The organism is Streptomyces sp. 351MFTsu5.1 (genome assembly GCF_000383655.1).
In the GTDB taxonomy this organism is placed as follows: Bacteria; Actinomycetota; Actinomycetes; order Streptomycetales; family Streptomycetaceae; genus Streptomyces; species Streptomyces griseorubiginosus.
On record NZ_KB911780.1, the window covers coordinates 70,183 to 93,558 of the forward strand.

General features: G+C 71.8%; 19 protein-coding genes. 13 read left to right on the forward strand and 6 right to left on the reverse strand.

Features of this window, described 5'->3' with window-relative positions; all coding sequences use genetic code 11:
- Window positions 1-9 precede the first annotated feature (9 nt).
- On the reverse strand, window positions 10-519 hold the full coding sequence (locus H295_RS0114795; RefSeq protein ID WP_020136112.1) for a MarR family winged helix-turn-helix transcriptional regulator: 510 nt from the start codon (window positions 517-519) through the stop codon (window positions 10-12).
- Between the two features lie 140 nt (window positions 520-659).
- Here H295_RS0114795 and H295_RS0114800 point away from each other — a divergent pair, with 140 nt between their 5' ends.
- The 4 genes from H295_RS0114800 (at window position 660) to H295_RS0114815 (ending at window position 5,247) form a co-directional block, all read left to right on the forward strand.
- Window positions 660-1,601, forward strand: a complete 942-nt coding sequence (locus H295_RS0114800) for an EamA family transporter (protein ID WP_020136113.1) — start codon at window positions 660-662, stop codon at window positions 1,599-1,601.
- A gap of 41 nt (window positions 1,602-1,642) precedes the next feature.
- Window positions 1,643-3,007 (forward strand): sigma-70 family RNA polymerase sigma factor, encoded by a 1,365-nt coding sequence (locus tag H295_RS0114805; RefSeq protein ID WP_020136114.1) that lies wholly within the window; start codon window positions 1,643-1,645, stop codon window positions 3,005-3,007.
- A gap of 76 nt (window positions 3,008-3,083) precedes the next feature.
- Complete coding sequence (locus H295_RS0114810) at window positions 3,084-3,842, forward strand: SDR family NAD(P)-dependent oxidoreductase (protein WP_020136115.1); 759 nt, start codon at window positions 3,084-3,086, stop codon at window positions 3,840-3,842.
- A gap of 142 nt (window positions 3,843-3,984) precedes the next feature.
- Window positions 3,985-5,247 (forward strand): M14 family zinc carboxypeptidase, encoded by a 1,263-nt coding sequence (locus H295_RS0114815; protein WP_028809369.1) that lies wholly within the window; start codon window positions 3,985-3,987, stop codon window positions 5,245-5,247.
- Between the two features lie 78 nt (window positions 5,248-5,325).
- On the opposite strand, the gene pepN is transcribed toward H295_RS0114815, so the two are convergent.
- Complete coding sequence (gene pepN, locus H295_RS0114820) at window positions 5,326-7,902, reverse strand: aminopeptidase N (RefSeq protein WP_020136117.1); 2,577 nt, start codon at window positions 7,900-7,902, stop codon at window positions 5,326-5,328.
- 158 nt (window positions 7,903-8,060) lie between these two features.
- Here pepN and H295_RS0114825 point away from each other — a divergent pair, with 158 nt between their 5' ends.
- Window positions 8,061-8,534 carry a DUF1203 domain-containing protein gene (locus H295_RS0114825; protein ID WP_020136118.1) on the forward strand — a complete coding sequence of 158 codons (474 nt, stop codon included), beginning with the start codon at window positions 8,061-8,063 and terminating at the stop codon, window positions 8,532-8,534.
- Between the two features lie 142 nt (window positions 8,535-8,676).
- On the opposite strand, the gene H295_RS0114830 is transcribed toward H295_RS0114825, so the two are convergent.
- Entirely contained in the window at window positions 8,677-9,693 is a 1,017-nt protein-coding gene (locus H295_RS0114830; protein ID WP_020136119.1) for an aspartate-semialdehyde dehydrogenase, read from the reverse strand.
- Between the two features lie 467 nt (window positions 9,694-10,160).
- Here H295_RS0114830 and H295_RS0114835 point away from each other — a divergent pair, with 467 nt between their 5' ends.
- Together H295_RS0114835 and H295_RS0114840 are read left to right on the forward strand one after the other, a co-directional pair.
- Window positions 10,161-10,685 (forward strand): sigma-70 family RNA polymerase sigma factor, encoded by a 525-nt coding sequence (locus H295_RS0114835; RefSeq protein ID WP_020136120.1) that lies wholly within the window; start codon window positions 10,161-10,163, stop codon window positions 10,683-10,685.
- Between the two features lies 1 nt (window position 10,686).
- Window positions 10,687-11,415 carry a hypothetical protein gene (locus H295_RS0114840; protein WP_020136121.1) on the forward strand — a complete coding sequence of 243 codons (729 nt, stop codon included), beginning with the start codon at window positions 10,687-10,689 and terminating at the stop codon, window positions 11,413-11,415.
- Window positions 11,416-11,477: 62 nt separating this feature from the next.
- Here the strand turns inward: H295_RS0114840 and H295_RS0114845 are convergent, their stop codons facing one another.
- Complete coding sequence (locus tag H295_RS0114845) at window positions 11,478-14,771, reverse strand: S8 family serine peptidase (protein WP_020136122.1); 3,294 nt, start codon at window positions 14,769-14,771, stop codon at window positions 11,478-11,480.
- Window positions 14,772-15,022: 251 nt separating this feature from the next.
- Window positions 15,023-15,586: a CGNR zinc finger domain-containing protein gene (locus tag H295_RS0114850; RefSeq protein WP_020136123.1), complete on the reverse strand. Its 564-nt coding sequence runs from the start codon at window positions 15,584-15,586 to the stop codon at window positions 15,023-15,025.
- Between the two features lie 108 nt (window positions 15,587-15,694).
- Here H295_RS0114850 and H295_RS0114855 point away from each other — a divergent pair, with 108 nt between their 5' ends.
- The 6 genes from H295_RS0114855 to H295_RS0114880 all read left to right on the forward strand — a co-directional run bounded on the left by H295_RS0114855 (window position 15,695) and on the right by H295_RS0114880 (window position 22,071).
- Window positions 15,695-16,138, forward strand: a complete 444-nt coding sequence (locus tag H295_RS0114855) for a VOC family protein (protein ID WP_020136124.1) — start codon at window positions 15,695-15,697, stop codon at window positions 16,136-16,138.
- 2 nt (window positions 16,139-16,140) lie between these two features.
- A complete protein-coding gene (locus H295_RS0114860; RefSeq protein ID WP_028809370.1) occupies window positions 16,141-17,016 on the forward strand; it encodes a pyridoxamine 5'-phosphate oxidase family protein in 876 nt (291 codons plus the stop codon).
- 9 nt (window positions 17,017-17,025) lie between these two features.
- Window positions 17,026-17,493 carry an NUDIX hydrolase gene (locus H295_RS0114865; protein ID WP_020136126.1) on the forward strand — a complete coding sequence of 156 codons (468 nt, stop codon included), beginning with the start codon at window positions 17,026-17,028 and terminating at the stop codon, window positions 17,491-17,493.
- Between the two features lie 232 nt (window positions 17,494-17,725).
- Window positions 17,726-19,495, forward strand: coding sequence for a TIGR03767 family metallophosphoesterase (locus tag H295_RS0114870; protein WP_020136127.1), 1,770 nt, complete (start codon window positions 17,726-17,728; stop codon window positions 19,493-19,495).
- Window positions 19,496-19,594: 99 nt separating this feature from the next.
- Window positions 19,595-20,740 carry a serine hydrolase domain-containing protein gene (locus H295_RS0114875; RefSeq protein ID WP_020136128.1) on the forward strand — a complete coding sequence of 382 codons (1,146 nt, stop codon included), beginning with the start codon at window positions 19,595-19,597 and terminating at the stop codon, window positions 20,738-20,740.
- 143 nt (window positions 20,741-20,883) lie between these two features.
- On the forward strand, window positions 20,884-22,071 hold the full coding sequence (locus H295_RS0114880) for a glycosyltransferase (RefSeq protein ID WP_020136129.1): 1,188 nt from the start codon (window positions 20,884-20,886) through the stop codon (window positions 22,069-22,071).
- Window positions 22,072-22,171: 100 nt separating this feature from the next.
- Here H295_RS0114880 and H295_RS0114885 read toward each other — a convergent pair whose 3' ends face one another.
- Complete coding sequence (locus H295_RS0114885; protein ID WP_020136130.1) at window positions 22,172-23,218, reverse strand: hypothetical protein; 1,047 nt, start codon at window positions 23,216-23,218, stop codon at window positions 22,172-22,174.
- Window positions 23,219-23,376: the final 158 nt, after the last annotated feature.

Below are 23,376 nucleotides of genomic sequence, written 5' to 3' on the forward strand. Positions count from 1 at the left end.
GAACCGGGATCACTCCGGGGAGTTCTGCGTCCCCTCCAGCAACTCCCTCAGCAGGTCGGCCAGTTGGGTGGACTGGGTCGGGGTGAGGGTGGCGAGGGCCTCGGTCTGGGCGGTGAGGCCCGCTTCGACCGCCGCGTCGATGACCGTCAGGCCCTTGTCGGTCAGGGTGACCTGGAGGCCGCGGCGGTCGTGGGGGTCGGGGGAGCGGCGCAGCAGGGCGGCGCGTTCCAGCTTGTCGAGGCGGCCTGTCATACCGCCGGTGGTGAGCATCAGCGTCGAGGAGAGCTGGCGGGGCGAGAGCGTGTAGGGCTCTCCGGCCCGGCGCAGGGTCGCGAGGACGTCGAACTCGCCGCGGGAGATGCCGTAGGGGGCGTACACCTTCTCCACGCGGTCGCCCATCGCACGGGCGAGCCGGTAGATCCGCCCGAAGACCTCCATGGCCTTGGTGTCGAGGTCGGGCCGCACGGCCGCCCACTGGTCGATGATCGCGTCGACGGCGTCCTTGCGCTGTGCACCCATGGGTCGAGTATCCGGGGGCCTTCGCCGGCCCGCAAGAAAGTAGATCGCAAGAAAGCGGACCGCGAGAAAGTGGCTTGCCGGAAAGTAGCTTAAGAGTAAGCTACTTTCCGTCAAGCTAAACGTGTGGAAGGAATCAGCTCGTGAACCGCGTCGCCACCGTCCTCCTCACCGCCCTCGCCCCCGTCTCCTGGGGCACCACCTACGCCGTCACCACCGAGTTCCTCCCGCCCGACCGGCCGCTGTTCACCGGGATGATGCGTGCGCTGCCCGCCGGTCTCGTACTGCTCGCCCTCGCCCGGGTGCTGCCGCGCGGGGTGTGGTGGGGCAAGGCGGCGGTGCTCGGGGCGCTGAACATCGGGGCCTTCTTCCCGCTGCTGTTCCTGGCGGCCTACCGGCTCCCCGGCGGGATGGCCGCGGTGGTCGGATCGGTCGGGCCGCTGATCGTCGTCGGGCTGTCCGCGGTGCTGCTGGGGCAGCGGCCCATGGCGAGGAGCGTGCTCACCGGCCTCGTCGCCGCGTTCGGCGTGAGCCTGGTCGTGCTCAAGGCGGCCGGGGCCCTCGACGCGGTCGGCGTCGCGGCGGCCTTCGCCTCCTCCGCCTCGATGTCCGCCGGCACCGTGCTGACCAAGCGCTGGGGCCGCCCCGACGGCGTGGGCCCGCTCGCCCTCACCGCCTGGCAGCTCACCGCCGGCGGGCTGCTCGTCGCGCCGCTCGCCTTCCTGGTCGAGGGGGCCCCGCCCGCACTGGACGGCCGCGCGGTCGGCGGCTACCTCTACCTCGCGCTGGCGAACACCGCCGTCGCCTACTGGCTCTGGTTCCGCGGCATCGGCCGCCTCACCGCCACCCAGGTCACCTTCCTCGGCCCGCTCTCCCCGCTGACCGCCGCGGTCCTCGGCTGGGCGGCGCTCGGCCAGTCCCTGACCCCGGTGCAGCTCGCGGGCATGGCGCTGGCGTTCGGGGCGACGGTGGCGGGACAGCTGGGGGTACGGCCGCCCGCCGCCCCATCGCTGCGTTCCCCCGCGAGGCCCGAGGTTGCCGAGGCGGCGCCGGAAGCGCTGCGGGACGTGTCGAGGGCGCTGTAACGTCACACCGGTTCCGCGTTACGCAACTCCCGGAGGCGCAGGTGGCCGCAGAGGTCTGCCCGGTGTGCGGCAAGCCGCTCGCCGCGCGAGCCGGCCGCACCGGACGCGGCTCCGTCTACTGCTCCGCCGCCTGCCGGCAGAAGGCCTACCGGGAACGGCACCAGCCGGGGGCTCTCACCGTGCAGGGCCTCATCGACGAGATCGGGCGCCGGGCCGGGCGACTGACCCCGCAGCCGCCGGCGGCCCTCTACGCCCACGTCACCGAGCTGGCCACCGCGATCGCCCAGCTCAAGCGCGTCGCCCGCACCGCCCGGGACACCGCGGCGGAGTCGAGCGGTTCCGTCACACCCGCCCCCGTGACAGAACACGTACGGGACACCGCGGCGGAGCCGGACGGTTCCGTCACGCTCCTCCCCGTGACGGAACTCGACGAGACCGACTTCGCCGCCCTCACCGAGCAGTACCGCCGTGAGATCCAGGTGCACTGCTACCGCATGACCGGGTCCTACGACGAGGCCGAGGATCTGGTCCAGGAGACGTTCCTGCGGGCCTGGCGGGCACGGGACGGTTTCCAGGGGCGGGCGAGCGCACGGACCTGGCTGTACCGGATCGCCACCAACGCCTGCCTGGATCTCCTGCGACGGACCGCGCGCCGCCCGCAACGCTATGAACCCGTGCCGGGCATGCACCACGGGGACGGCGAACCGCCCGCCCGCATCACCTGGCTCCAGCCCTACCCCGACGACGAACTACCCGTCGCGGAGCGCGAGTTGCCGGAGTCGGCCGGCGAGTCACGGGAGACCCTGGAGCTCGTCCTGTTGGCCGCGATCCAGCACCTCCCCGCCCGGCAGCGGGCCGCACTCGTCCTGCGGGACGCCCTCGGACTGACCGCCGCCGAGACCGCCGAGGCCCTGGAGACGAGCGTGGCCTCGGTCAACAGCGCACTCCAGCGGGCCCGGCCGGCCCTGCGCGAGCACCTGCCCGGGGACCGCGCCGACTGGCGGGCCGGCGAGCCCACGCGGCAGCAACGGGACGTGCTGGACCGGTACATGGCCGCTGTCGAACGGCTCGACCTCGACGCGATGACCGCGCTGCTCACCGAGGACGTCGTCCTCACCATGCCGCCCAACCCCTTCTGGTTCACCGGCCGGGACGCGCTCGTCGACTTCGTGCGGGTCAGCCTCGACCCCGCCTCGCCCGCCTTCCTCGGCCACTGGCGCAGCCTGCCCGCTCGCGCCAACGGCCAGCTGGCAGTGGGCAATTACGTCCGCAGACCCGGGACCAGCGTCTTTCGCGCCCAGGTCCTCGACGTCCTGCGGTTCGAGAAGGGCGGTGACCGCATCGCGGAGATCACCTCCTTCGAGCCGCATCTCTTCCCCGCGTTCGGACTGCCCCTGCGGCTGTGACGCCCGGCCGATGAGCATCCGGCGGCTCGTGCGTCTGTAGGGATGTCACGTACGAACCACTCCCAAGGAGCTCACCATGCTGCTCACCGACAAGACCGCGATCGTCTACGGCGCCGGCGGATCCATCGGCGGGGCCGTCGCCCGCGCCTTCGCCGAGCAGGGTGCGCGGGTTCACCTCGTCGGGCGGACCCGGCAGACCCTGGAGGCGGTGGCCGCCGACCTCAAGGACGCCGAGGTCGCCGTCGTGGACGCGCTGGACGAGGCGGCCGTCGAGGCGCACGCCGACTCGGTCGGGGACATCGACATCTCCCTCAACCTCGTCAGCCGCGGGGACGTGCAGGGCGCGCCGCTGACCGACATGTCCGCCGACGACTTCATGCGGCCCGTCACCGACGGTCTGCGCGCCAACTTCCTCACCGCCCGGGCCGCCGGCCGCCGGATGGCCGCCCGCGGTTCCGGGGTGATCCTCGCCCTCAACAGCGGTTCCGCGCACGGCAGTCCGATGATGGGCGGCACCGGTCCTGCGGACGGGGCGATCGACACGCTCGTGCGCAACCTGGCGATCGAGCTGGGGCCGCGCGGGGTGCGGGCCGTCGGACTGTGGGTGGCCGGGGTGCCGGAGACGTTCACCGTCGAGAAGCTCGCCGCGGTCAACCCGGCCATCGACGCGGCCGCCGTCCAGGGCATCGTCGAGCACCTGGCCGGGATGCGCATGACCCGCCGCAACCCCACCCTCGCCGAGGTGGCCGCCACCGCCGTGTTCCTCGCCTCCGACCACGCGGGCGGTATCACCGGCACGTTCGTCAACGCCACGGGCGGAATGGTCTCCCGCTGACTGACTCCGAGATCATGACTCGCCCGCTGGACAAGGCGCGCTGGACAAGGCCGCTGGACAAGGCCCGCTGGACAAGAAAGAGACCTCTGGGGACAGTAATTCCAGGGTGCTTGATCGGACCACCAGCGTTCGGAGGACCGGCGTGCGGACTTCGCTCTATCCGGCAGTCGACGAACTGGAGCGAAGGGCACGCGCGTTGGTCCGCGCCGCCCCCGGCCTGCTCCGCCTCCAGCAGGTCGGAGAGAGCCGGGCCGGCCGACCGCTGTGGCTGCTGTCCGCCGGGCACACCGGCGGCGCGGCTCCCGACCGGCACATCCTCGCCGTCGCCGGGGCGCACGCCAACGAACCGGTGGGCGGGGCCTCCGCACTGCGCCTGGCCGCCCTGTTCGCCGGCCGTCCCGAACTGCTCCGACGGCTCGGCTGCGCCTGGCACTTCCTGCTCTGCCTCGACCCCGACGGCGCCCGTCTCGCGCACGGCTGGCAGCCGGAGGAGCCGGACCCCTCGCTGACGGAGTGCCACCGGGGTTTCTACCGGCCCGCGTTCGCCCTCCAGCCCGAGTCCCTGCCGCTGCCTCCCGGGGTGCCCCTCCCCGAGTCGGCCACGCTGGTGCGGATCCTCGACGAGCAGCGGCCGGTCGCCCAGTTCACCCTGCACGGCATCGAGTTCGGCGGGGCGTTCGTGATGATGACGCGCACGGTGCCGGGCGTCGCGGACGCCTTCCGCCGGACGGCGGCGCGGCTGCGCGTCCCCGTGGACCGGCACCCCGTCGACGGTCCCGACTGGCGGCTCGACCCGCCCGGCGTCCTGGTGCTGCCCGACGGCCACGGAGCGGGCGAGCGCGACCCGAGCGGGTTCGTCGCCGAGAGCACCTGGTTCCGTCCGCGCCGCCACGGCACGCTGACCACCCTGATCGAGACCCCGGCCTGGGCGGTCCCCGCGGTGAGCGACGCGAGGCCGGTGACCGACCCCGACCGGGAGGCCGCACGGCTGGGCGAGGTCCTCCTCGGCCGGAGCCGGGAGCTGGCCGCCGTCCTCGGGACACGGCTCGACGACGCCGTACCGGACGACCTGGCGCCGCTGCGGGACGCGGCGCGGGAGCTCCTCGGGGTGGCGCCGTCGATCGTGGACAGCTGGGCCGCGGAGGAACCCGGCCTGTTCCGCGGGTACTTCGCGACGCGGGGCATCTCCGCGCGTCGCATCCCGCTCCGGGTGGCGGCGATGGCGAGCCGTGCCCTGGCCCGCACCGACCCGCGGGCCGTGGAGATCCTCGACGACCTGGTGCGCGAGTGGAGCCAGGAACTGGAGAAGACGTACCACCTGCGATGGGTGCCGGTGGCCACGCAGACCGCCCTGCACGTGCGGACCATGCTCGACACGGCCCGGCTGGTGTGCGCACCCCGCTGAACGCGGCTCGACCGGGGGAGAGAGGGGACGGCGGGAGGCGGATGACCGAAGTCGCCCGCCTCCCGCCGTCCCGGTCTCCTACTGCTCCGCCTGCGCGTCCGCCGCCTGGGCCTTCAGCGCCCGCTCCACGCCCGCGCGGGACTCGGAGACGAGCCGGCGCAGGGCCGCGTTCGGCTCCGCGGAGGCCAGCCAGGCGTCCGTCTTGTCCAGGGTCTCCTGGGAGACCTGGAGCGAGGGGTAGAGGCCGACCGCGATCTGCTGGGCGATCTCGTGCGAGCGGGACTCCCAGATGTCCTTGAGCACCTCGAAGTACCGGTCCGTGTACGGCGCGAGCAGCTCCCGCTGGTCGGTCTGCACGAACCCGCCGATGACGGCCTCCTGGACGGCGTTGGGCAGCTTGTCGGACTCGACGACCTGCGTCCAGGCCTCCGCCTTCGCCTCCTCGGTGGGCCGCGAAGAACGGGCGGTCGCCGCGTGCCGCTCACCCGCCGCGGTCCGGTCCCGCTCGTACTCGGCGGCGATCTCCGACTCGTCGTAGCGGCCCACGGAGGCCAGCCGCTGCACGAACGCCCAGCGCAGCTCGGTGTCGACGGCCAGGCCCTCGACGACCTGCGACCCGTCGAGCAGCCCCTCCAGAAGGTCCAGCTGCTCCGGCGTGCGGGCCGTCGCCGCGAACGCCCGCGCCCAGGCCAGCTGGTGGTCGCTGCCCGCCGCCGCGGACCGCAGGTGGGCCAGCGTCGCGTCGGTCCAGCGGGTCAGCAGCGCCTCGCGGGCGGTGGGGGCGGCGTACAGCTCGATCGCCAGCTTCACCTGCCGGTGCAGCGACTGCACCACACCGATGTCGGACTCCTTGCCGATACCGGAGAGGACGAGGGAGAGGTAGTCGCGGGTCGCGAGCTCCGCGTCCCTCGTCATGTCCCACGCCGACGCCCAGCACAGCGCGCGCGGCAGCGAGGACTCGAAGTCGCCCAGGTGCTCGGTGACGAAGGCCAGCGACTGCTCGTCGAGGCGGACCTTGGCGTACGACAGGTCGTCGTCGTTGAGGAGCACGACCGCCGGACGGCGCTTGCCGACCAGCTGCGGTACGGCCGTCAGCTCGCCGTCGACGTCCAGCTCGACGCGCTCGTCACGGACCAGCTTGCCGCTGTCGTCGTCCAGTTCGTACAGGCCGACGGCGATGCGGTGCGGGCGCAGCGTCGGCTCGCCCTTGGCGCCGGCGGGCAGCGCCGGGGCCTCCTGGCGGATCGCGAACGAGGTGATGACACCGTTGCCGTCCGTCTCGATCTCGGGGCGCAGGACGTTGATGCCGGCGGTCTGGAGCCACTTCTGCGACCAGGTGCCGAGGTCACGCCCTGAGGTCTCCTCCAGCGCGCCCAGCAGGTCGGACAGCCGGGTGTTGCCGTACGCGTGGCGCTTGAAGTACGCCTGCACACCGCCGAAGAACTCGTCCATGCCGACGTAGGCGACGAGCTGCTTGAGGACGGAGGCGCCCTTGGCGTACGTGATGCCGTCGAAGTTGACGAGCACGTCGTCCAGGTCGTTGATCTCGGCCATGATCGGGTGCGTGGACGGCAGCTGGTCCTGGCGGTACGCCCACGTCTTCATGGAGTTGGCGAACGTGGTCCAGGAGTGCGGCCACCGGCTGTCCGGGGCGTACGCCTGGCAGGCGATGGAGGTGTAGGTGGCGAACGACTCGTTCAGCCACAGGTCGTTCCACCACTCCATGGTCACGAGGTCGCCGAACCACATGTGGGCCAGCTCGTGCAGGATGGTCTCGGCGCGCACCTCGTACGCGGCGTCGGTCACCTTGGACCGGAAGACGTACTGGTCGCGGATGGTCACCGCGCCCGCGTTCTCCATGGCGCCCGCGTTGAACTCCGGCACGAACAGCTGGTCGTACTTCTTGAACGGGTACGCGTAGTCGAACTTCTCCTGGAACCACTCGAAGCCCTGCCGGGTCACCTCGAAGATGGCGTCCGAGTCGAGGTGTTCGGCGAGCGAGGGGCGGCAGTAGATGCCGAGCGGCACGGACTGGCCGTCCTTCTCGTACACGCTGTGCACGGAGTGGTACGGGCCGACGATCAGCGCGGTGATGTACGACGAGATCCGCGGGGTCGGCTCGAAGACCCAGATGTCGTCCTTCGGCTCCGGCGTCGGGGAGTTGGAGATGACGGTCCAGCCGGTCGGCGCCTTCACGGTGAACTGGAAGGTGGCCTTCAGGTCGGGCTGCTCGAAGGAGGCGAAGACCCGGCGGGCGTCCGGCACCTCGAACTGGGTGTAGAGATACGCCTGCTCGTCGACCGGGTCGACGAAGCGGTGCAGGCCCTCACCGGTGTTGGTGTACGCCGCGTCGGCGACGACCCGCAGGATGTTGCGGCCCTCAAGGAGGCCGGGGAGGGCGATCCGGGAGTCCTTGAAGACCTCGGCGGGGTCGAGCGCGTCCCCGTTCAGGGTGACCTCGTGGACCGTGGGGGCGACGAGGTCGATGAAGGACTCGGCGCCGTTCTCGGCGACATCGAAGCGCACCGTGGTCACGGACCGGTAGGTACCGCCCTCCTGCGCGCCGGAGAGGTCGAGGTCGATCTCGTAGGACTCGACGCTGAGCAGCTTGGCCCGCTGCTGAGCCTCTTCGCGAGTCAGGTTTGTGCCAGGCACGCGGTCATCTCCTTGTTTCCTCGTTATGAGTAGGTTGGGCGGTCCGGTCATCCTTCCACGATCTGCCTCCGACGGATCGGGGGATTACCCTGCGGTTCCGGGGACACGCCGTCCGGTTTCCGCCGGTCATCCGGGCCCGAACGCGTCAGCCTGGTCCCATGACGACCTACCGCGCACGCCCCGTCACTCCGGCCACTCTGAAGGAACTCCGCACCGCCGACGACTCCGGTCGCCCCCTGTCACCCTTCACGGACGCGGAGGGCGGCGCTCCGCTGCGCTGCTGTCTGCGCCGCAGCGTCCCGGGCGAGCGGATCGCCCTCGTCTCCTACGCGCCCCTGCGCCGCTGGGCGGCCGAGACGGGGGCGCATCCGGGGGCGTACGACGAACAGGGCCCGGTCTTCGTCCACGCCGAGGAGTGCGCGGGGCCGGACGGGCACGACGGGTACCCCTTCCCGGGCGACCACCGGACCGTGCGCCGCTACTCCCACGACGGGCACATCCTGGGCGGCGAGCTGGTCGAGGAGCCCGATGACGACGCCTTCCGAAACGCGTTCGACGACCCGTCCGTGGCACTCGTCCACGTCCGGGCCGTCGAGTACGGCTGTTTCCTCTACGAGGTGCGCAGGCCGTAGGGCGCCTGTCCGGGACGCCGCCTGTCCGGGAGGGACGGCCCGCCCGGGGGACACGCCTGACGTGCAGAGTCGTACGGCTCCCACGCACCCCGGCCGGCAGGTGCCGTGTCCGGCAGCCCGCCCGACGACTGGGCGAAAGGCGTCAGCCCTTCAGTTCCGCCGCCACCAGTTCCGCGATCTGGATCGCGTTCAGGGCGGCGCCCTTGCGGAGGTTGTCGTTGGAGATGAACAGGGCGAGGCCGTTGTCGACCGTCTCGTCGACGCGGATGCGGCCGACGAAGGAGGCGTCCTGGCCGGCGGCCTGGAGCGGGGTCGGGATGTCCGAGAGGGTCACGCCGGGGGCGCCCGCCAGGATCTCCGTGGCGCGCTCCGGGGAGATCGGGCGGGCGAAGCGGGCGTTGATCTGGAGGGAGTGCCCGGAGAAGACCGGGACCCGCACACAGGTGCCGGAGACCTTCAGCTCGGGCAGCTCCAGGATCTTGCGGGACTCGTTGCGGAGCTTCTGCTCCTCGTCGGTCTCGTTGAGGCCGTCGTCGACGAGGTTGCCGGCGAAGGGCAGCACGTTGAAGGCGATGGGCCGCTTGTAGACCTGCGGCTCGGGGAAGTCGACGGCCGAGCCGTCGTGGGTGAGCTTGTCCGCGTCGGCGACGACCTTCTGCACCTGGCCGTGCAGCTCGGCCACGCCCGCGAGGCCCGAGCCGGACACTGCCTGGTAGGTGGTGGCGATCAGGGTCTGGAGGCCCGCCTCGGTGTCCAGCACCTTCAGGACCGGCATCGCGGCCATGGTGGTGCAGTTCGGGTTGGCGATGATGCCCTTGGGGCGGTCCGCGATGGCGTGCGGGTTCACCTCGGAGACGACCAGCGGGACCTCGGGGTCCTTGCGCCAGGCGGAGGAGTTGTCGATCACGACCGCGCCCTGCGAGGCGACCTTCTCGGCCAGCGCCTTCGAGGTCGCGCCGCCCGCGGAGAACAGCACGATGTCCAGGCCGGTGTAGTCGGCCGTCGCCGCGTCCTCCACGGTCACGCCGTCCAGGACCGAGCCCGCCGAGCGCGCGGAGGCGAACAGGCGCAGCTCCGTGACCGGGAAGTTGCGCTCCTTGAGGATCCCGCGCATGACCGTGCCGACCTGCCCGGTGGCTCCGACGATTCCGACCCTCACGGTGACTCCCTCTGCGTGTCCTGGATGTGTCTGCGGCTTTTCCATCATGCGGCCGACCCGGGTCAGCCTGTCCAATTCTTTGTGCTCCATGCCCGAGGGCTGGGACGGCGCGCGGTCATCAACGGTTGCGGAACTTTGGCCGCACCCCTTCTGAGCTGGAGAAAATAGCCCTACGGTCACGTCCTGCCGCAAGCCGTGCGGTGCCGTGCGCCGGGTGTGACGTACGCCTCTGAACGTTTCCGGCCCCACCGGCGTCGTAGGAGAAACGCGGCAGGGCCTGCCCGGCGGATCAGGCCGCGGAAAACTCCGGTGACTGATCAGCGCCGGTGAGCGGGGTCTGGCGCGTGCAGCTGCAAGGCGGAGGAGGGAGTCGACGCGGAGCGTCGGCGACCGACGACAACGCCGCAGATGTGCGTGTCAGCCCCCGCGACCGCGGCCTGATCCGCCGGGCAGGCCCTAGGGGAGGGGTGTCGGTGCTGCGCAGAATCGCCCGCCGGACCCAGGGGGACGACCCCCTGGACGCGGCACAGGAACGCCGGGTGCGAGCGGTGCTCGCCCTGGGCGGGGTGCCGCAGGCGGACCTGCCGGACGGGGTGCAGCAGGTCCGCCTGCGGTTGCTGGAGCGGGCGGCCAAGGGGTACGAGGCGCCACGGGACGTGTCCGCGTGGGCCGCCGTGGTCGCCTCCAACCTCGCCATGGACTGGCACCGGGCCAAGAAGCGCCAGGAGCGTCTCGGCGAGCGCCTGGCCTCGCTCCGGCAGCACGAACACCCTTCCGGGGAGGACACCAGCGTGCTCTCCCTCGCCGTGGCGCAGGGCCTGGACGAGCTGCCCGACCAGCAGCGCCAGGTCCTGGTGCTGCGGTTCTTCGCCGACCTTCCGGTGCGCTCCATCGCCCACGAGCTGGGCGTCCCCGAGGGCACGGTCAAGAGCCGTCTGCACACGGCGGTCCGGGCCCTGCGCGCCCGCCTGCACGAGGACGAGGTGGTGTGACGTGAGCGCCGAGAACGAGACGTACGACAGCGACGCGCTCATGGCCGCGATCACCGGCGGGGAACTCGGCGACGAGGCCCGCTCGGACTCCGCCTTTCTCGCCGAGTACCGGGCCGCGGAGGCCGACATCGCGCTGCTGAGGGAGCAGCTGGGGTTCCTCGGCGAGAGGCTCTCCGAGGCGCCCGCCGAGGCGCGGCCCGCCCCGAAACCCGTTCCCGCGCGACTGCGGCCGCCGTCCCCGGCCCGCCGCCGGGCCCGCGCCCTGGCCTTCGGCACCCTCGCGGTGGCCGCCGCGGCGAGTGTCGTCACGGGACTCGGCTGGCTCCTCGGGCACAGCGGCGCGGACGACCGGGGCGCCGGCGCCTCCTCCGACTCGGCCGCCAAGGCGGAAGCGGGGGTCCGGTTCGGCGGCCCGGCCTACCTGGCCTGCGCCACCACGGTCGCCGAGGGCGAGGTGACCGCCGTCGAGGACCTGCCCGCCTCCGGACAGGTCCGGGTCACCGTGCGGGTGAGCCACTCCTACGTGCCGACGCACGGCCCGAAGGACCTCACCTATGTGGTCGACGCGTACGACCTGCCCGAACCCCTCACCCGGGGCACCGCGGTGCTGTTCGGCGTGAGCCAGGGCTCCCCGGTCCCCGACCACTGGGTCGTCGGCACCCGACGGATCGCCGGCGAGCGGGCCTGGATCACCGCCTCGCTCCCGGAGTCGCGGACGACGGCCTGCTGAGACACGGGAGGGGCGGGCGCCCTCACGGACGCCCGCCCCTTTGATCGCCGTACGGAGAAGTGTTACGGCGTGACCTTCTCGATCTTCACGCTGCCGAGGCCCGCGACCGTGCCGCGCGCGTTGACCAGGCTGACCTGGCCGAAGAACTCACGGCCCTCCGGAGCGGGCGCCAGGGCGGTGACGCTGCCGGAGACGGTGGTCGAGGCGCCGTTGGCGAGCTTGACCGGGGTGTCGGCGACGGTGACGGTGCCCAGGGCGCTGGAGAAGAACACGTCCTGGTAGTCGTACGCCGTGGTGCCGGCCGGGACCGAGTAGCCCGCGACCTCGATGGTGTACGTGCCGGCGGCCGGCGAGGCGACCGAGACGGCCTCCTCCGAGTCACCGTCGGCGGACGTGCCGACCACGGTGCCGGCCGCGTCGTAGACCGTCAGGTCCAGGTCGGCGGAGGCGTCGGAGACGTTGCCGATGGCGACGTCGAGCGACTTGGCGCCTGCGGGCACCTCGACCGTGGTGGTCTGGGTGGCGCCCTCGGCGATGGTCGGGCGGGCCGTCTTGGACGAGCCGAGCGGGCCGCCGGCCAGCTTGCCGTCGATCGCGGCGAACTTGTTGGTCACCTTCCAGGAGGCGGTGGCCGGGGTGCCGACCTTGGCCTCGGGCACGGTCACGGTCTCCGGGTCGAAGGCCGCGCCGTAGACGGCGACGTCGAGCTTGTACGGGTTGTCGAGCAGCGGCGAGGTGCGGCGCGACTCGACCTCGATCTCCCAGACACCGGCCTGCGGGTCGGCGTAGGAGCGGACGTCCGGCTTGCAGCCGTTGCCGTCGAGGTAGTTGTTGTAGCAGTTCGGGGTGCTGGTGTTGTCCACCGGGACGCCGTAGGGGTGGATCGCGATGAACCGGGTCTGGCTCTTGTCCTTGAGCCCGCCGATCGCGACCTCCAGGGACTTGGCGCCCTCGGGCACGGTCACGAAGTACGACTGCGTGCTGTTGCGCTGCACGGTGTTCGACGCGGAGTACGTGTACTTCACCGGCGCGGAGACCACGACCGTGCTCAGGATCTGCTGGTCGACGCCCTCGGTCCTCGGGTCGTCGACGACCAGGATCGCGCTCTTGAGACCCGCGGACTTCGGCTGGGCCTGCACCTTGACGGTCACCGGCTGGTTCAGCGGGAGCCGGATGTCGTCCTTGCCGAGGATCCGGAAGGTGCCACCGGCGTTGTTCTCGAAGTACAGCTCGTGGCGGAGCGCCTTGTCCGGGCCGGACGTACGGGTGATGGTGACGTCGTACGTCTTCTTCTGACCGGCCTTCAGGCCGCCCTCGCGGTCGTAGATGCCGGTGCCGTAGCCCGGGGTCTTCAGGAGCTGGTCGATCGCGGTGTCGACCGGGGCCTTCACGGTGTAGGTGTTCGCGGTGGCGCCGTCCTTGATGGCGTCCCAGGCGTCCACGATGTCGATGAGGCCCGCGCCCTCCTCGTACGCCTGCACACCCTTGATGTGCTGGGCGGTCGAGGTCAGGGCGGTGCGCAGGGTCGCCGGCGTCAGCGCGATGTGCTTCTGCTTGGCGGCCGAGATGAGCAGCGCGGAGGCGCCGGTGGCCTGCGGGGAGGCCATCGAGGTGCCCTGGAGCATGGAGTAGCCGGCCGGCAGCGTGTAGCCCGACTCGGCGACCGGGGAGCCCGGCAGCCAGGTCTGGGTGGTGTTGATGGCCGCGCCCGGGGCCGACAGGGTCGGCGTGAAGCCGCCGTCCTCACGCGGACCGCGCGAGGAGAACGGCATCATGGCGTACTTCTTCTCCACGACCGAGCCGTAGTTGGCGGCCCAGGTCTCCTTGGAGATGGTCGCGCCGACCGAGATGACCTTGTCGGCCAGGCCGGGGTCGCCGATGGTGTTGGCGCCGGGGCCGGAGTTGCCCGCGGAGATCACCAGCTGGACGCCGTAGGTGTCGATGAGGCGCGTGTAGAGCTCGGAGCGCGCGTTGTTGCCGTCGTTCAGCGCCGGGAGGCCACCGATCGACATGTTGACGATGTCGACGCCGCGGTTGACGACGAGGTCGATCATGCCCTCGGTCAGCGCCACGTTGGTGCAGCCGCCGGTCCAGGTGCAGGCACGGGAGGAGACGAGCTTCGCGCCCGGCGCCGCGCCGTTCATCTTGCCGCCGAACAGGCCGTTGGCGGCGGTGATGCCGGCCACGTGGGTGCCGTGCTCGGACTCGATGACACCGATGTTGACGTAGTCGGCCTTGCTGCCCGCGGCGTCGAAGACGACGTCCTTGCGGATCTCGACGACGAACGGCTGACGCTCGACGACGTCGGTCGCCGGGTTGTCGGTGCCGAAATAGCCGACCTGGAAGCCGTCCTTGTACGGCTTCATCGGCGTGTCGTCGGAGAAGTCGTTGTTGTTGTTCAGGTCGACCCGGACGGTCCCGGCGGCCGCGTCGTACAGCACGCCCCAGACGTCGGTGGTGTCGCCGTCGCGGTTGGCGTCGCCCTTGGCGTCACCGCCGGCCGTGGCCGACTCGCGGAACAGGTTGAACTGGTAGGAGCCCGCCGGGGCCTTCCAGGTGGCGCCCGCGATGGTGAAGGTCGGGCCGCTGACGGGGTTGTTCATCCGCCGCCAGGTGGCGTCGCCGTCGGAGACCGGGTCGGTCGCCGTCACCCAGTCGACGATCTTCCGCTCACCGGTGGTGGTCTTCTGGAGCGCCGGGTGGCCGAGGTCCACACCCGAGTCCAGGATGCCGATGGTGACCCCGCGGCCGTCCGCCTTCGGGTGGTCCTGCACGAAGTCGACGGCGCCGGTCTCGAAGGACGGGTTGTACGGGTTCTCGGCGGGCGTCTTCGCGCTCGGCGCCGGGTAGGTCTTCGCGGCCTTGTGCGCGGCGCCCTTGGCGGTGTCGGCGCTCGGCGTCGGGTCGTCCAGCGGGATGTCCTGCTTGACGTCGATGCCGTGCACGGAGGACAGCTTCGCGGCGGCGGCGATGGCCGCGTCCGCCTTCGCGGTGGGGACGGTGGCCCGGACGTAACCGAGCTTGTCGTAGGTCTTGCCCACCAGGCCGCCCTTGACCGCGTCCAGCTCCGCGGCGACCTGCTCGGTCTTGCCGGGGGCGGTGGCGACCATCAGCGTGATGCTCTTGTCGCCGGCGGCCTTGGCCTCGGCCAGCGCGTCGGCGTCGTCCGAACCGAGCTTCCGGTCGGCGGACTTCAGGCCCGGGTCCGATGCCGCGGGGGTGGTGCCCGCGTCGGCGGAGAAGGCCATCGGTATCGGCCCCGCCGCGGACAGCGCGGCAACCAGTCCGGCGGCCGCGGCTATGCGCGCCACACGTCTCGCGCCCGATATCCGGTCGCTCTGGGGGGTGAGGGTCATCGGCATCCCTTGTGAGTAAAGGAACGAGCAGGCGTGTGACCGGGACCGATCGGTCCTGGCCACGGTGATCCGGAATACGACCCCGGATGAGCGCCCAGCTTTACGCATGGGAAGGATGTTTAGGGAGAGTTGACCGAATCGATATGGCTGTATGGGGAAAACCCGCGATGCCCATTGGGGCATAGGTGAAGTTCCTTGGCGAAGCGGTCAATTCACCCCGCGAACCCTTGGGGAGCCTTGGGAAAGCCTTTTCATACGTCCTTGACCCGGGCGTAGTGCCGGGACGCCTTCGCCCGGTTGCCGCAGGTCGCCATCGAGCACCAACGCCGGGTGCCGTTCCTCGACGTGTCCAGGAAGTGCAGCACGCAGGACTCGTGGGCGCAGGACCGGATCCGGTCGGGCGCGGTGTCGAGCAGCGCCAGGTAGTTGCGGGCGGCGAGCCAGGCGGGTGCCCAGGCCGGGTCGCTCAACTCGGGCAGCTCGACGGGGCCTTGGGGAGTCAGCGAGACCCGGACCCGGCCGTGCGCGAGGACCGCGTCCACCAGCGGGGCGCCTTCTTTCAGCGACCCGTCCACCGCGGTCCGCAGGGCCTCGCGGGCCTGTCGCACGTTCCGCAGCATCCGGCTGTCGGGGGAGTGGTCGCCGCTCAGGCCCGCCGACTCGAGCCACACCGCGAGACCGTCGGTGTCGGTGAGCAGGTCCTGGAGGGTCCCCTCGCTCATCCAGCGGGTGTTGAGCAGGTCCAGCGCGAGCGGCTCCCCGGTGAGCGGGCGGGGGTCGCCGGTGCGCCGGTGCGGGTCGCCGGTGGCGGGCATGGGGGACTCCTTCCGTACTAACCCCTCAAGCGTACGTGACTGGTTGCGTGCAGCGTTTCTAACCTCTAAAGTCGATTACGAGGGTTACACCAGCTGAAGGGGACAGCCATGACTTTGCGCACCGGCCACATCGGCCTGAACGTCACCGACCTCGACCGTTCGCTCGCCTTCTACCGGGACGTCCTCGGCTTCACGGCTCTCGCCGAGGGCAAGGAGGAAGGCCGTCGGTACGCCTTCCTCGGTGACGGCGACACCCTCGTCCTCACCCTCTGGCAGCAGGCCGAGCAGCCGTACGGCCCCGACCGCGCGGGCCTGCACCACCTCGCCTTCGAGGCGGACTCGATCGAGCGGGTCAGGGAGTACGAGGAGGCGCTGCGGGCGTACGGGGCGGACTTCGCCCACGAGGGCGTGGTCGCGCACCGCGAGGGCGCGGGGTCGGGCGGCATCTTCTTCCACGACCCGGACGGCACCCGCCTGGAGATCTCCGTACCGAGCGGCGCCGAAGCGGCCCCTGCACCTTCCGGTACGGCACCGACCTGCGGGTTCTTCTAGCCATGGGCGTCTTTCACGCGGGCTCACGGGCCGTGCAGGACCGGGTCGGGGTGCGCGAGCAGGCCGACCATGTGGGCCGCTCGGTCGGCCGGGGCATCCGGGAGATCGCCGCGGCCTTCCTGGAGCTCCAGCCCCTTCTGGTCGTCGGTGCCGCCGAGGAGGGCCGGGTCTGGGCCTCCCCGCTCACGGGGGCGCCGGGCTTCGTGAGGGCGACGGGCCCGGACCGCGTCTCGGTCACCGGCGGATGGCTGCCGGCCGACCCCCTCGCGACCGCGTACGCCACCCCCGGCACCCCCGTCGGCACCATCGCCCTCGACCCCCGCACCCGCCGCCGGATGCGCCTCAACGGCAGACTCACGCCCACGGCACGGGGGTTCACGATCGAGGCCGACCAGGTCTTCGCGAACTGCCCGAAGTACCTTCAGAAGAGGGAGTCGTACGAGACCGTGGCGGACCGTCGACCGGGCGAACCCGAGCGCACCGCCGAACTGACCTCCGAGCAGGCCGAGTTCGTCACCGCGGCCGACACCTTCTTCCTGGCCACCGTGCACGAGGGCGGGGCCGACGCCAGCCACCGGGGCGGCAACCCCGGTTTCGTGCGCGTCGATTCACCGGGCGAGCTGAGCTGGCGCGACTACCCCGGCAACTCCATGTTCCTGACCCTCGGCAACCTCGCCGCCGACCCCCGGGCCGGTCTGCTGTTCCTCGACTGGACGACGGGCACGGCACTCCAGCTGACCGGAGAGGCGCACACCGAGTACGGCGAGGACCGCAGGGTCCGCTTCCGGGTACGGGAGGTGATCGAGACCCCCTCGGCGCTCCCGCTGCGCTGGTCCGCGCCCGAATACTCACCGGCCAATCCGGACCCGGCGGGCTAACTTGCCCGTATGCGCAAGAAGTTGAGGGTGGCGGCCTACGCCATATGCGTCCGCGACGAACAGATCCTGCTCGCCCGCTGGCTCAACGAGGGCCGACCGGAGTGGACCCTGCCCGGCGGCGGCATGGAGCACGGCGAGGACCCCTACGACACCGTGCTGCGGGAGGTGGAGGAGGAGACCGGGTACCACATCGAGGTCACCGGCCTCCTCGGTGTCAGGTCGAACCGGATCCCCCTCCGCCGCCGGGGCCACTCCGTCGACCACCACGGCGTCGGACTCGTCTACGAGGCCAGGGTCACCGCGGGCGAACTGCGCTACGAGATCGGCGGCTCCACCGACATGGCCGCATGGCACGACCTGGACGCGGTACCCGCGTTGCAACGCGTTCCCCTGGTCGACTACGGCCTGCGCCTGTGGCGCGAGCGGCCGGTGACCGGGCGGCCCGCGGACCAGGTGTCGAACCCGCCCGCGGACTAGGTGTCGTACCCCGCGAGATGAACACGGCGTGACCACTCCCCGGCCGTTCGACGAGCGCTCCTGAACGCGCGGGGTGGGCGAAGATCCACGTACGGTGATCGGCGTTGCGCGTTGCCGTCTCGTTCACGCGCAGGTCATTCCCGGTGCCAAGCATCCAGAGCGAGCGGGTTGTTCGCGAACGCGATCACCCGCGACCACTGCCGACGCAGTTCGCACTCGGGGAGATCGCGCCATGTCGCGCACACGCTCTGTCGCCAGCACCACGCCGGCGGTCCACCGCCGTACCGTCCTCGCCGCCGCGGGCGCGGCCGCCGCCTCCGCCGGTATCGGCTACGCCCTGCGGCCCACCGACAGCCAGGCCGCCACGGCCACCACCGGTGCCGCCGAGGCGCCGGTGGCCCGGACCGTCCACCAGGCCGCCGCCCCGGCCCAGGCCCCCCTCGCCCCGTACACCCGCGGCACCACCGTCGCCTCCATCGCCGCCCCGCGCACCTCCTCCGGCTACCGGCGCCTGGGCGACGGCCCCGGGTGGAGCCGCAAGGTGCGCTCCGACCTCGCCGCCCCGAAGAGCGGGCGGGCCGGCCGCCGCACCTCGCTGGCCGCCTTCGTGCAGTTCACCGACCTGCACCTGATGGACAGCCAGCACCCGGCCCGCCTGGAGTACCTGCGCTCCACCGACGTGCACGCCTGGCGGCCCCAGGAGGCGCTCACCGTGCCCGGCGCGATCTCCCTCGTCGAGCGGGTCAACGCGCTGCGCGGCGGACCGGTCACCGGCGCCCCGCTCCAGTTCGCCATGACGACCGGCGACAACACCGACAACAACTCCCACACCGAGCTGGACTGGTTCCTCACCGTCATGAGCGGCGGCCGGATCACCCCCAACTCCGGGGACCCGCGCCACTACGAGGGCGTCCAGAACAGCGGGCTCAAGCAGTACTGGCAGCCCGACTCGACCACCCGCGACAACGACAAGCGGCTCGGCTTCCCGCACCTCAAGGGCTATCTCGCCGCCGCCATCCGCGAGGTCAACAGCCCCGGCCTGAACATCCCCTGGTACTCGACGGTCGGCAACCACGACAGCCTGCCGCTCGGCTGCTTCGGCCACGGCGACTCCTGGCTCGCCGAGTACGCCGTCGGCGGCAGGAAGCTCATGTCGCTGCCCGCCTCCGAGGCGAAGAAGCTCCAGGACATGATCAGAAAGGCGAGCGACCCGCAAGGCCACCACTTCCGCGACCTGCTCAAGGCGCACGCCCGCAGCATGCGCTCGGTCACCCCCGACGAGCGGCGCGCCCCCTACACCGCCCGCGACTACCTCAAGGCCCACCTCGACCCCGCGTACCGGGGCGTGGGCCCGGTCGGCCACGGATACTCCACCGCCAACCTCGACGCGGGCACCCAGTACTACAGCTTCCGCATCGCCGACGACGTGATCGGCATCAGCCTCGACACCACCGACCCGGGCGGCCACTACCAGGGCTCCATCGGCGCCGCGCAGCTGCGCTGGCTGGACCGGACGCTGCGGGAGAACAAGGACTCCTTCGCCGTCGTCTTCAGCCACCACACCAGCGACTCGATGGACAACCTGCGCCGGGACCCGGCCCACCCGGGCGAGCGGCGGTACGGCGGCGCCGACGTCGTCGCCCTCCTCGGGAGCCACAGCAACGTCCTCGCCTGGGTCAACGGCCACATCCACCGCAATGTGATCACCGCCCACGCCGCCCCCGACGGCCGCTCCTTCTGGGAGATCTCCACCGCCTCCCACATCGACTTCCCGCACCTGGCCCGGATCATCGAGCTGGTGGACAACAAGGACGGCACGATCTCGATCTTCACCACCCTGGTCGAGTCCGCGGCCCCCCACCGCACCGACTTCACCGACCTCTCCCAGACCGGCCTCGCGGCCCTCTACCGCGAACTGGCCTACAACGCCCCGGGGTCGAGCAACAAGCTCGGCGGCGGCGCGGTGGACCGGAACACGGAGCTGGTTCTGAAGAAGGGCTGAAAGCCGCTCAACCCTCCTGATCCACCTCAACCTTCCCTCCTCGGCGGGAGTCTCTCCCGCCGATCACGCCGACCGGGCGTGCCTGAACAGGGGGAAGACATGACCGTACGGACGACTGTGGTGGTCGGGGCGACCGCCGTGGCCCTCGCGACCGGGCTCGCCGCTCCGGCGATGGCGGCCGGCACCACCCACACCGACACCCACGGGGCCACCCGGCAGGCCGTCCGCGCCGCCGTGAAGGACGGCGTGCCCGGGGTGACGCTCACCGCGAGGAACGGCCGGAGCACCTGGTCCACCACCGCCGGGGTGGGCAACCTCCGCACGCACGCCCCGCGTTCGGCGGACGACCGCTACCGCGTCGGCTCCATCACCAAGACCTTCGTCTCCACCGTCGTCCTCCAGCTGGAGGCGGAGGGACGGCTGTCGCTCGACGACACGGTGGACAAGTGGCTGCCCGGCGTGGTGCACGGCAACGGCCACGACGGCAGCCGGGTCACCCTGCGCCAGCTCCTCAACCACACCAGCGGCATCTTCAACTACACCGCCGACGAGACGTTCGGGCGCACGTACTTCCTCAAGGAGGGCTTCTTCGAGCACCGTTACGACACCCTGGCTCCCGGACAGCTCGTCGCGATCGCCATGGCCCACGAGCCGGACTTCGCACCGGGCACCTCCTGGAACTACTCCAACACCAACTACGTACTGGCCGGCATGGTGATCCAGAAGGTCACCGGGCGGCCGTACGGCGAGGAGGTCCGGCACCGGATCATCGACCCCCTGCACCTGACCGCCACCTCGGTCCCCGGCACCCGTGTCACCGTTCCGGGGCCCAGCAGCCGTGCCTACTCCAAGCTGGCGGAGACGGCGACGGGGCCGACGTACGACGTCACGCGGCTGAACCCCTCGCTGGCCTCCTCGGCGGGCGAGATGATCTCCGACTCGGCCGACCTGGACCGCTTCTACTCGGCCCTGCTGAAGGGCAGGCTGCTGCCGCCGGAGCAGCTGAAGGAGATGAAGACCACGGTGCCCGTCGAGGGGATCCCGAACGCCGGCTACGGCCTCGCCCTCATCGACCGGAAGCTGAGTTGCGGGGTCCGTGTCTGGGGCCACGACGGCGGCATCCACGGCTCCAGCTCCGTGGCCGTGACCACGGCCGACGGCCGGCACTCCCTCGCCTTCAACTTCAACGGCGACTGGTCGGGAGACACCGACGCCGTGATCGAGGCGGAGTTCTGCGGCAAGTAGACGCCCCGACCCCGCCCCGAAGCACACAGTTCATCCGGGCGTAACGTCCGTACCGCCTCATATCGGCTAACCCGCACTTCACGGGGATGGCTCGATTGGTGTGCAAGGCGGGTGGTCGTGTGCGTACGGGACGCGAACTGCGAGTGCTGTCGGTCTACGAGGGCTTCTTCTCCGGCGGGGCCCGGATCGTCCACAGTGACATCGTGCTGGGCCTCACCGAGGGCGGCCAGCACCATCGGGTGCTGAGCCTGTACGGCGAGGTGCACCGGGAGGCGACCCGGCAGCGGATGACGGACGACACCTGCTACCGGGCGCTGACCGCGGCCGGAGTGGGTGTCACCTCCCTCGACCGCACCTACCGCGGCACCGGTGTTCCGGACGGGTTCACCGGTCCGGAGCTGGCCGAAACAGCCCGGGTGACGGCCGGCGCGGACGTCATCCTCTCCCTCAAGGAGCAGCCGCTCGCGCTGCTCAACCAGGCGGGCCTGCCGCGCCGCCCGGTCGTGGTCTGCCTGCACCGCTCCGACCCGGAGAACCAGGGCCCCGCGCTCGACGAGCTGAAGGCCGCCATCGCCGACGGCACGGTCGTGGCCTGCGTCTGCTGTGCCGAGTCGACCCGGGACGCCTACCGGGCCGCCGGCATCCCCGCCGACCTCCTCCATGTGATCCCCAACGGCGTCGACCTGGCCCGCTTCCGCCCGGACGCCTCCCGCCGCCGCACCCTGCGCGCCGAACTCGGCATCGACCCGGCGGCTCCCGTGGTCGTCTTCGCCGCCCGCTACGACGGCATGAAGAACGTCCCCCTGCTGCTCGCCGCCGCCCGCGCCTGGCTCGCCCGCGTCCCGCACGGCCAGGTGCTGCTGTGCGGGGCGGGCATGACGGCGGCGAACCCCGGTCTCACCGCCGACATCGCGACGGCGTTCGCGGGAGCCGCGGGCCTCGCCGACCGGGGGCTGCGGCTGCTCGGCGTGCGCCGTGACATGGAGTCGCTGTACGCGGCCTCCGACGTCGTCGCCCTCACCTCCGCGTGGGGCGAGGCGGCCCCGCTGTGTCTGATCGAGGGCATGATGTGCGGCGCGGTCCCGGTGGCTACGGACGTCGGCGACAGCGCGGCGATCGTCGCGGGCCTCGGTCTGGTCACCGCCCCGGACCCGGAGGTGATCGCGGCGGCCTGGTCACGGGCGGTGGCCTCGCGCGCCGGCCTCGCCCCGGCCCTGGCCGCGAGCCGGGAACGCTTCAGCCGTACGAGGATGATCGCCTCGTACGCGACCCTGCTGGACCGCGCGGCCGCGGGCACCACCGCGAGCCCGGCCCTTCCCGACCCGCTCTAGGCCCTCGCGTACCCGCCGTGCGCACGACGAGGAGGGGCCCCCGGTTCCCCAGTCCCGGTGGGCCCCTCCTCTCCCCTCCTGATCCCTCCCCGGTCCGTCACTACCGGGGCAGGACCACGACATAGGCCGCCGGATCCCGGTCGCCGGAGGCCATCAGGGCCGTACGGACGACCGTGGCCTGCTGCTCCATCGCGTCCCGGAGCTTGCGCGGGGTGATGTGCACGACCGTGATGCCGAGCCGCTCCAGGTGCTCGCGCTTGCGGGCGTACTCCGACCACAGGGCGTCCTCGTCCTGCCGAGGGGCCCTGGTGTCCAGCTCCACCGCCACCGCCTGCTCGGGCCAGTACGCGTCCAGGCCGCCCAGGTGGGGGCCGCCCGGGAGCCGCAGGTCGACGTTCCAGACCGGGTCGGGCAGGCCGTACTCCCGGACCATGCGGTAGAGGCGGTCCTCGGCGATGGCCCGGCCCTCGGCGAGCAGGGAGTCCACCGCGTCCACCACGTGCGGGCGACTCAGCAGCTTGGCGTTGTTCAACTCCCTGACGACGGCGGCCGGTTCGCAGTGCCCGCCGCGCACCGCCTCGGTCAGCAGCCGGCGTACCGCGCCCGCGTCCGTGAGCTCGGTGACCGCGTCCGCGAGGGCGCGCGGGACCGGGGCGACCGGGAGGCCGGTGACCTGCTCGGCGGCCGGGAGCGCCGACGTGCGCACGATCCGCGCGCTGCCCGTCGAGCGCAGCCGCCGCATCCGGGGCACCAGCACGTCGATCCGGTCCAGGGAGAGCAGCGGAGGGGTCGAGCTGAAACCGTGCAGGGTCAGGGCCGCGAGGCCCGTGATCACCGCCTCGGCGTACACCGGGCGGTGCGGGTCCTCGGCGCCCGGCTGGGCCGGCACCCCGGTGCCGCGCTCCCGTGCCGCGTACATCAGCACCGCGTGCAGTCGCTCCTCGCTGGTCGGCGGGCCCGGGTGGAGCAGGAAGACGCCCGGGAGGAGCTGCTGCCAGGGGCCGCCGGGCCGGCACTGCTCGTTGGCTTCGGCGACCGAGACGCCCTGCGCGCGCAGCCGGCCGGCCGTCATGACACGGCGGTGCACCTCGGCGAGGTGGCGCAGGGGGCGGGGGGAGAGCGGGGGGACCGGGGTGTTGTGGTTCATGGAGCGGAGATTCCCGCACCCGGTCCGCCCGCTAACCGCTGTTACAGGGCCGTCGACAAATACGGACAAGGCCGTACTAAAGGACGGGTGTTCGGATGCCGATCAGGCACCGAAAACCCCTGGTCCATTCGGGTGGGACCAGGGGTTACGGTTGTGAT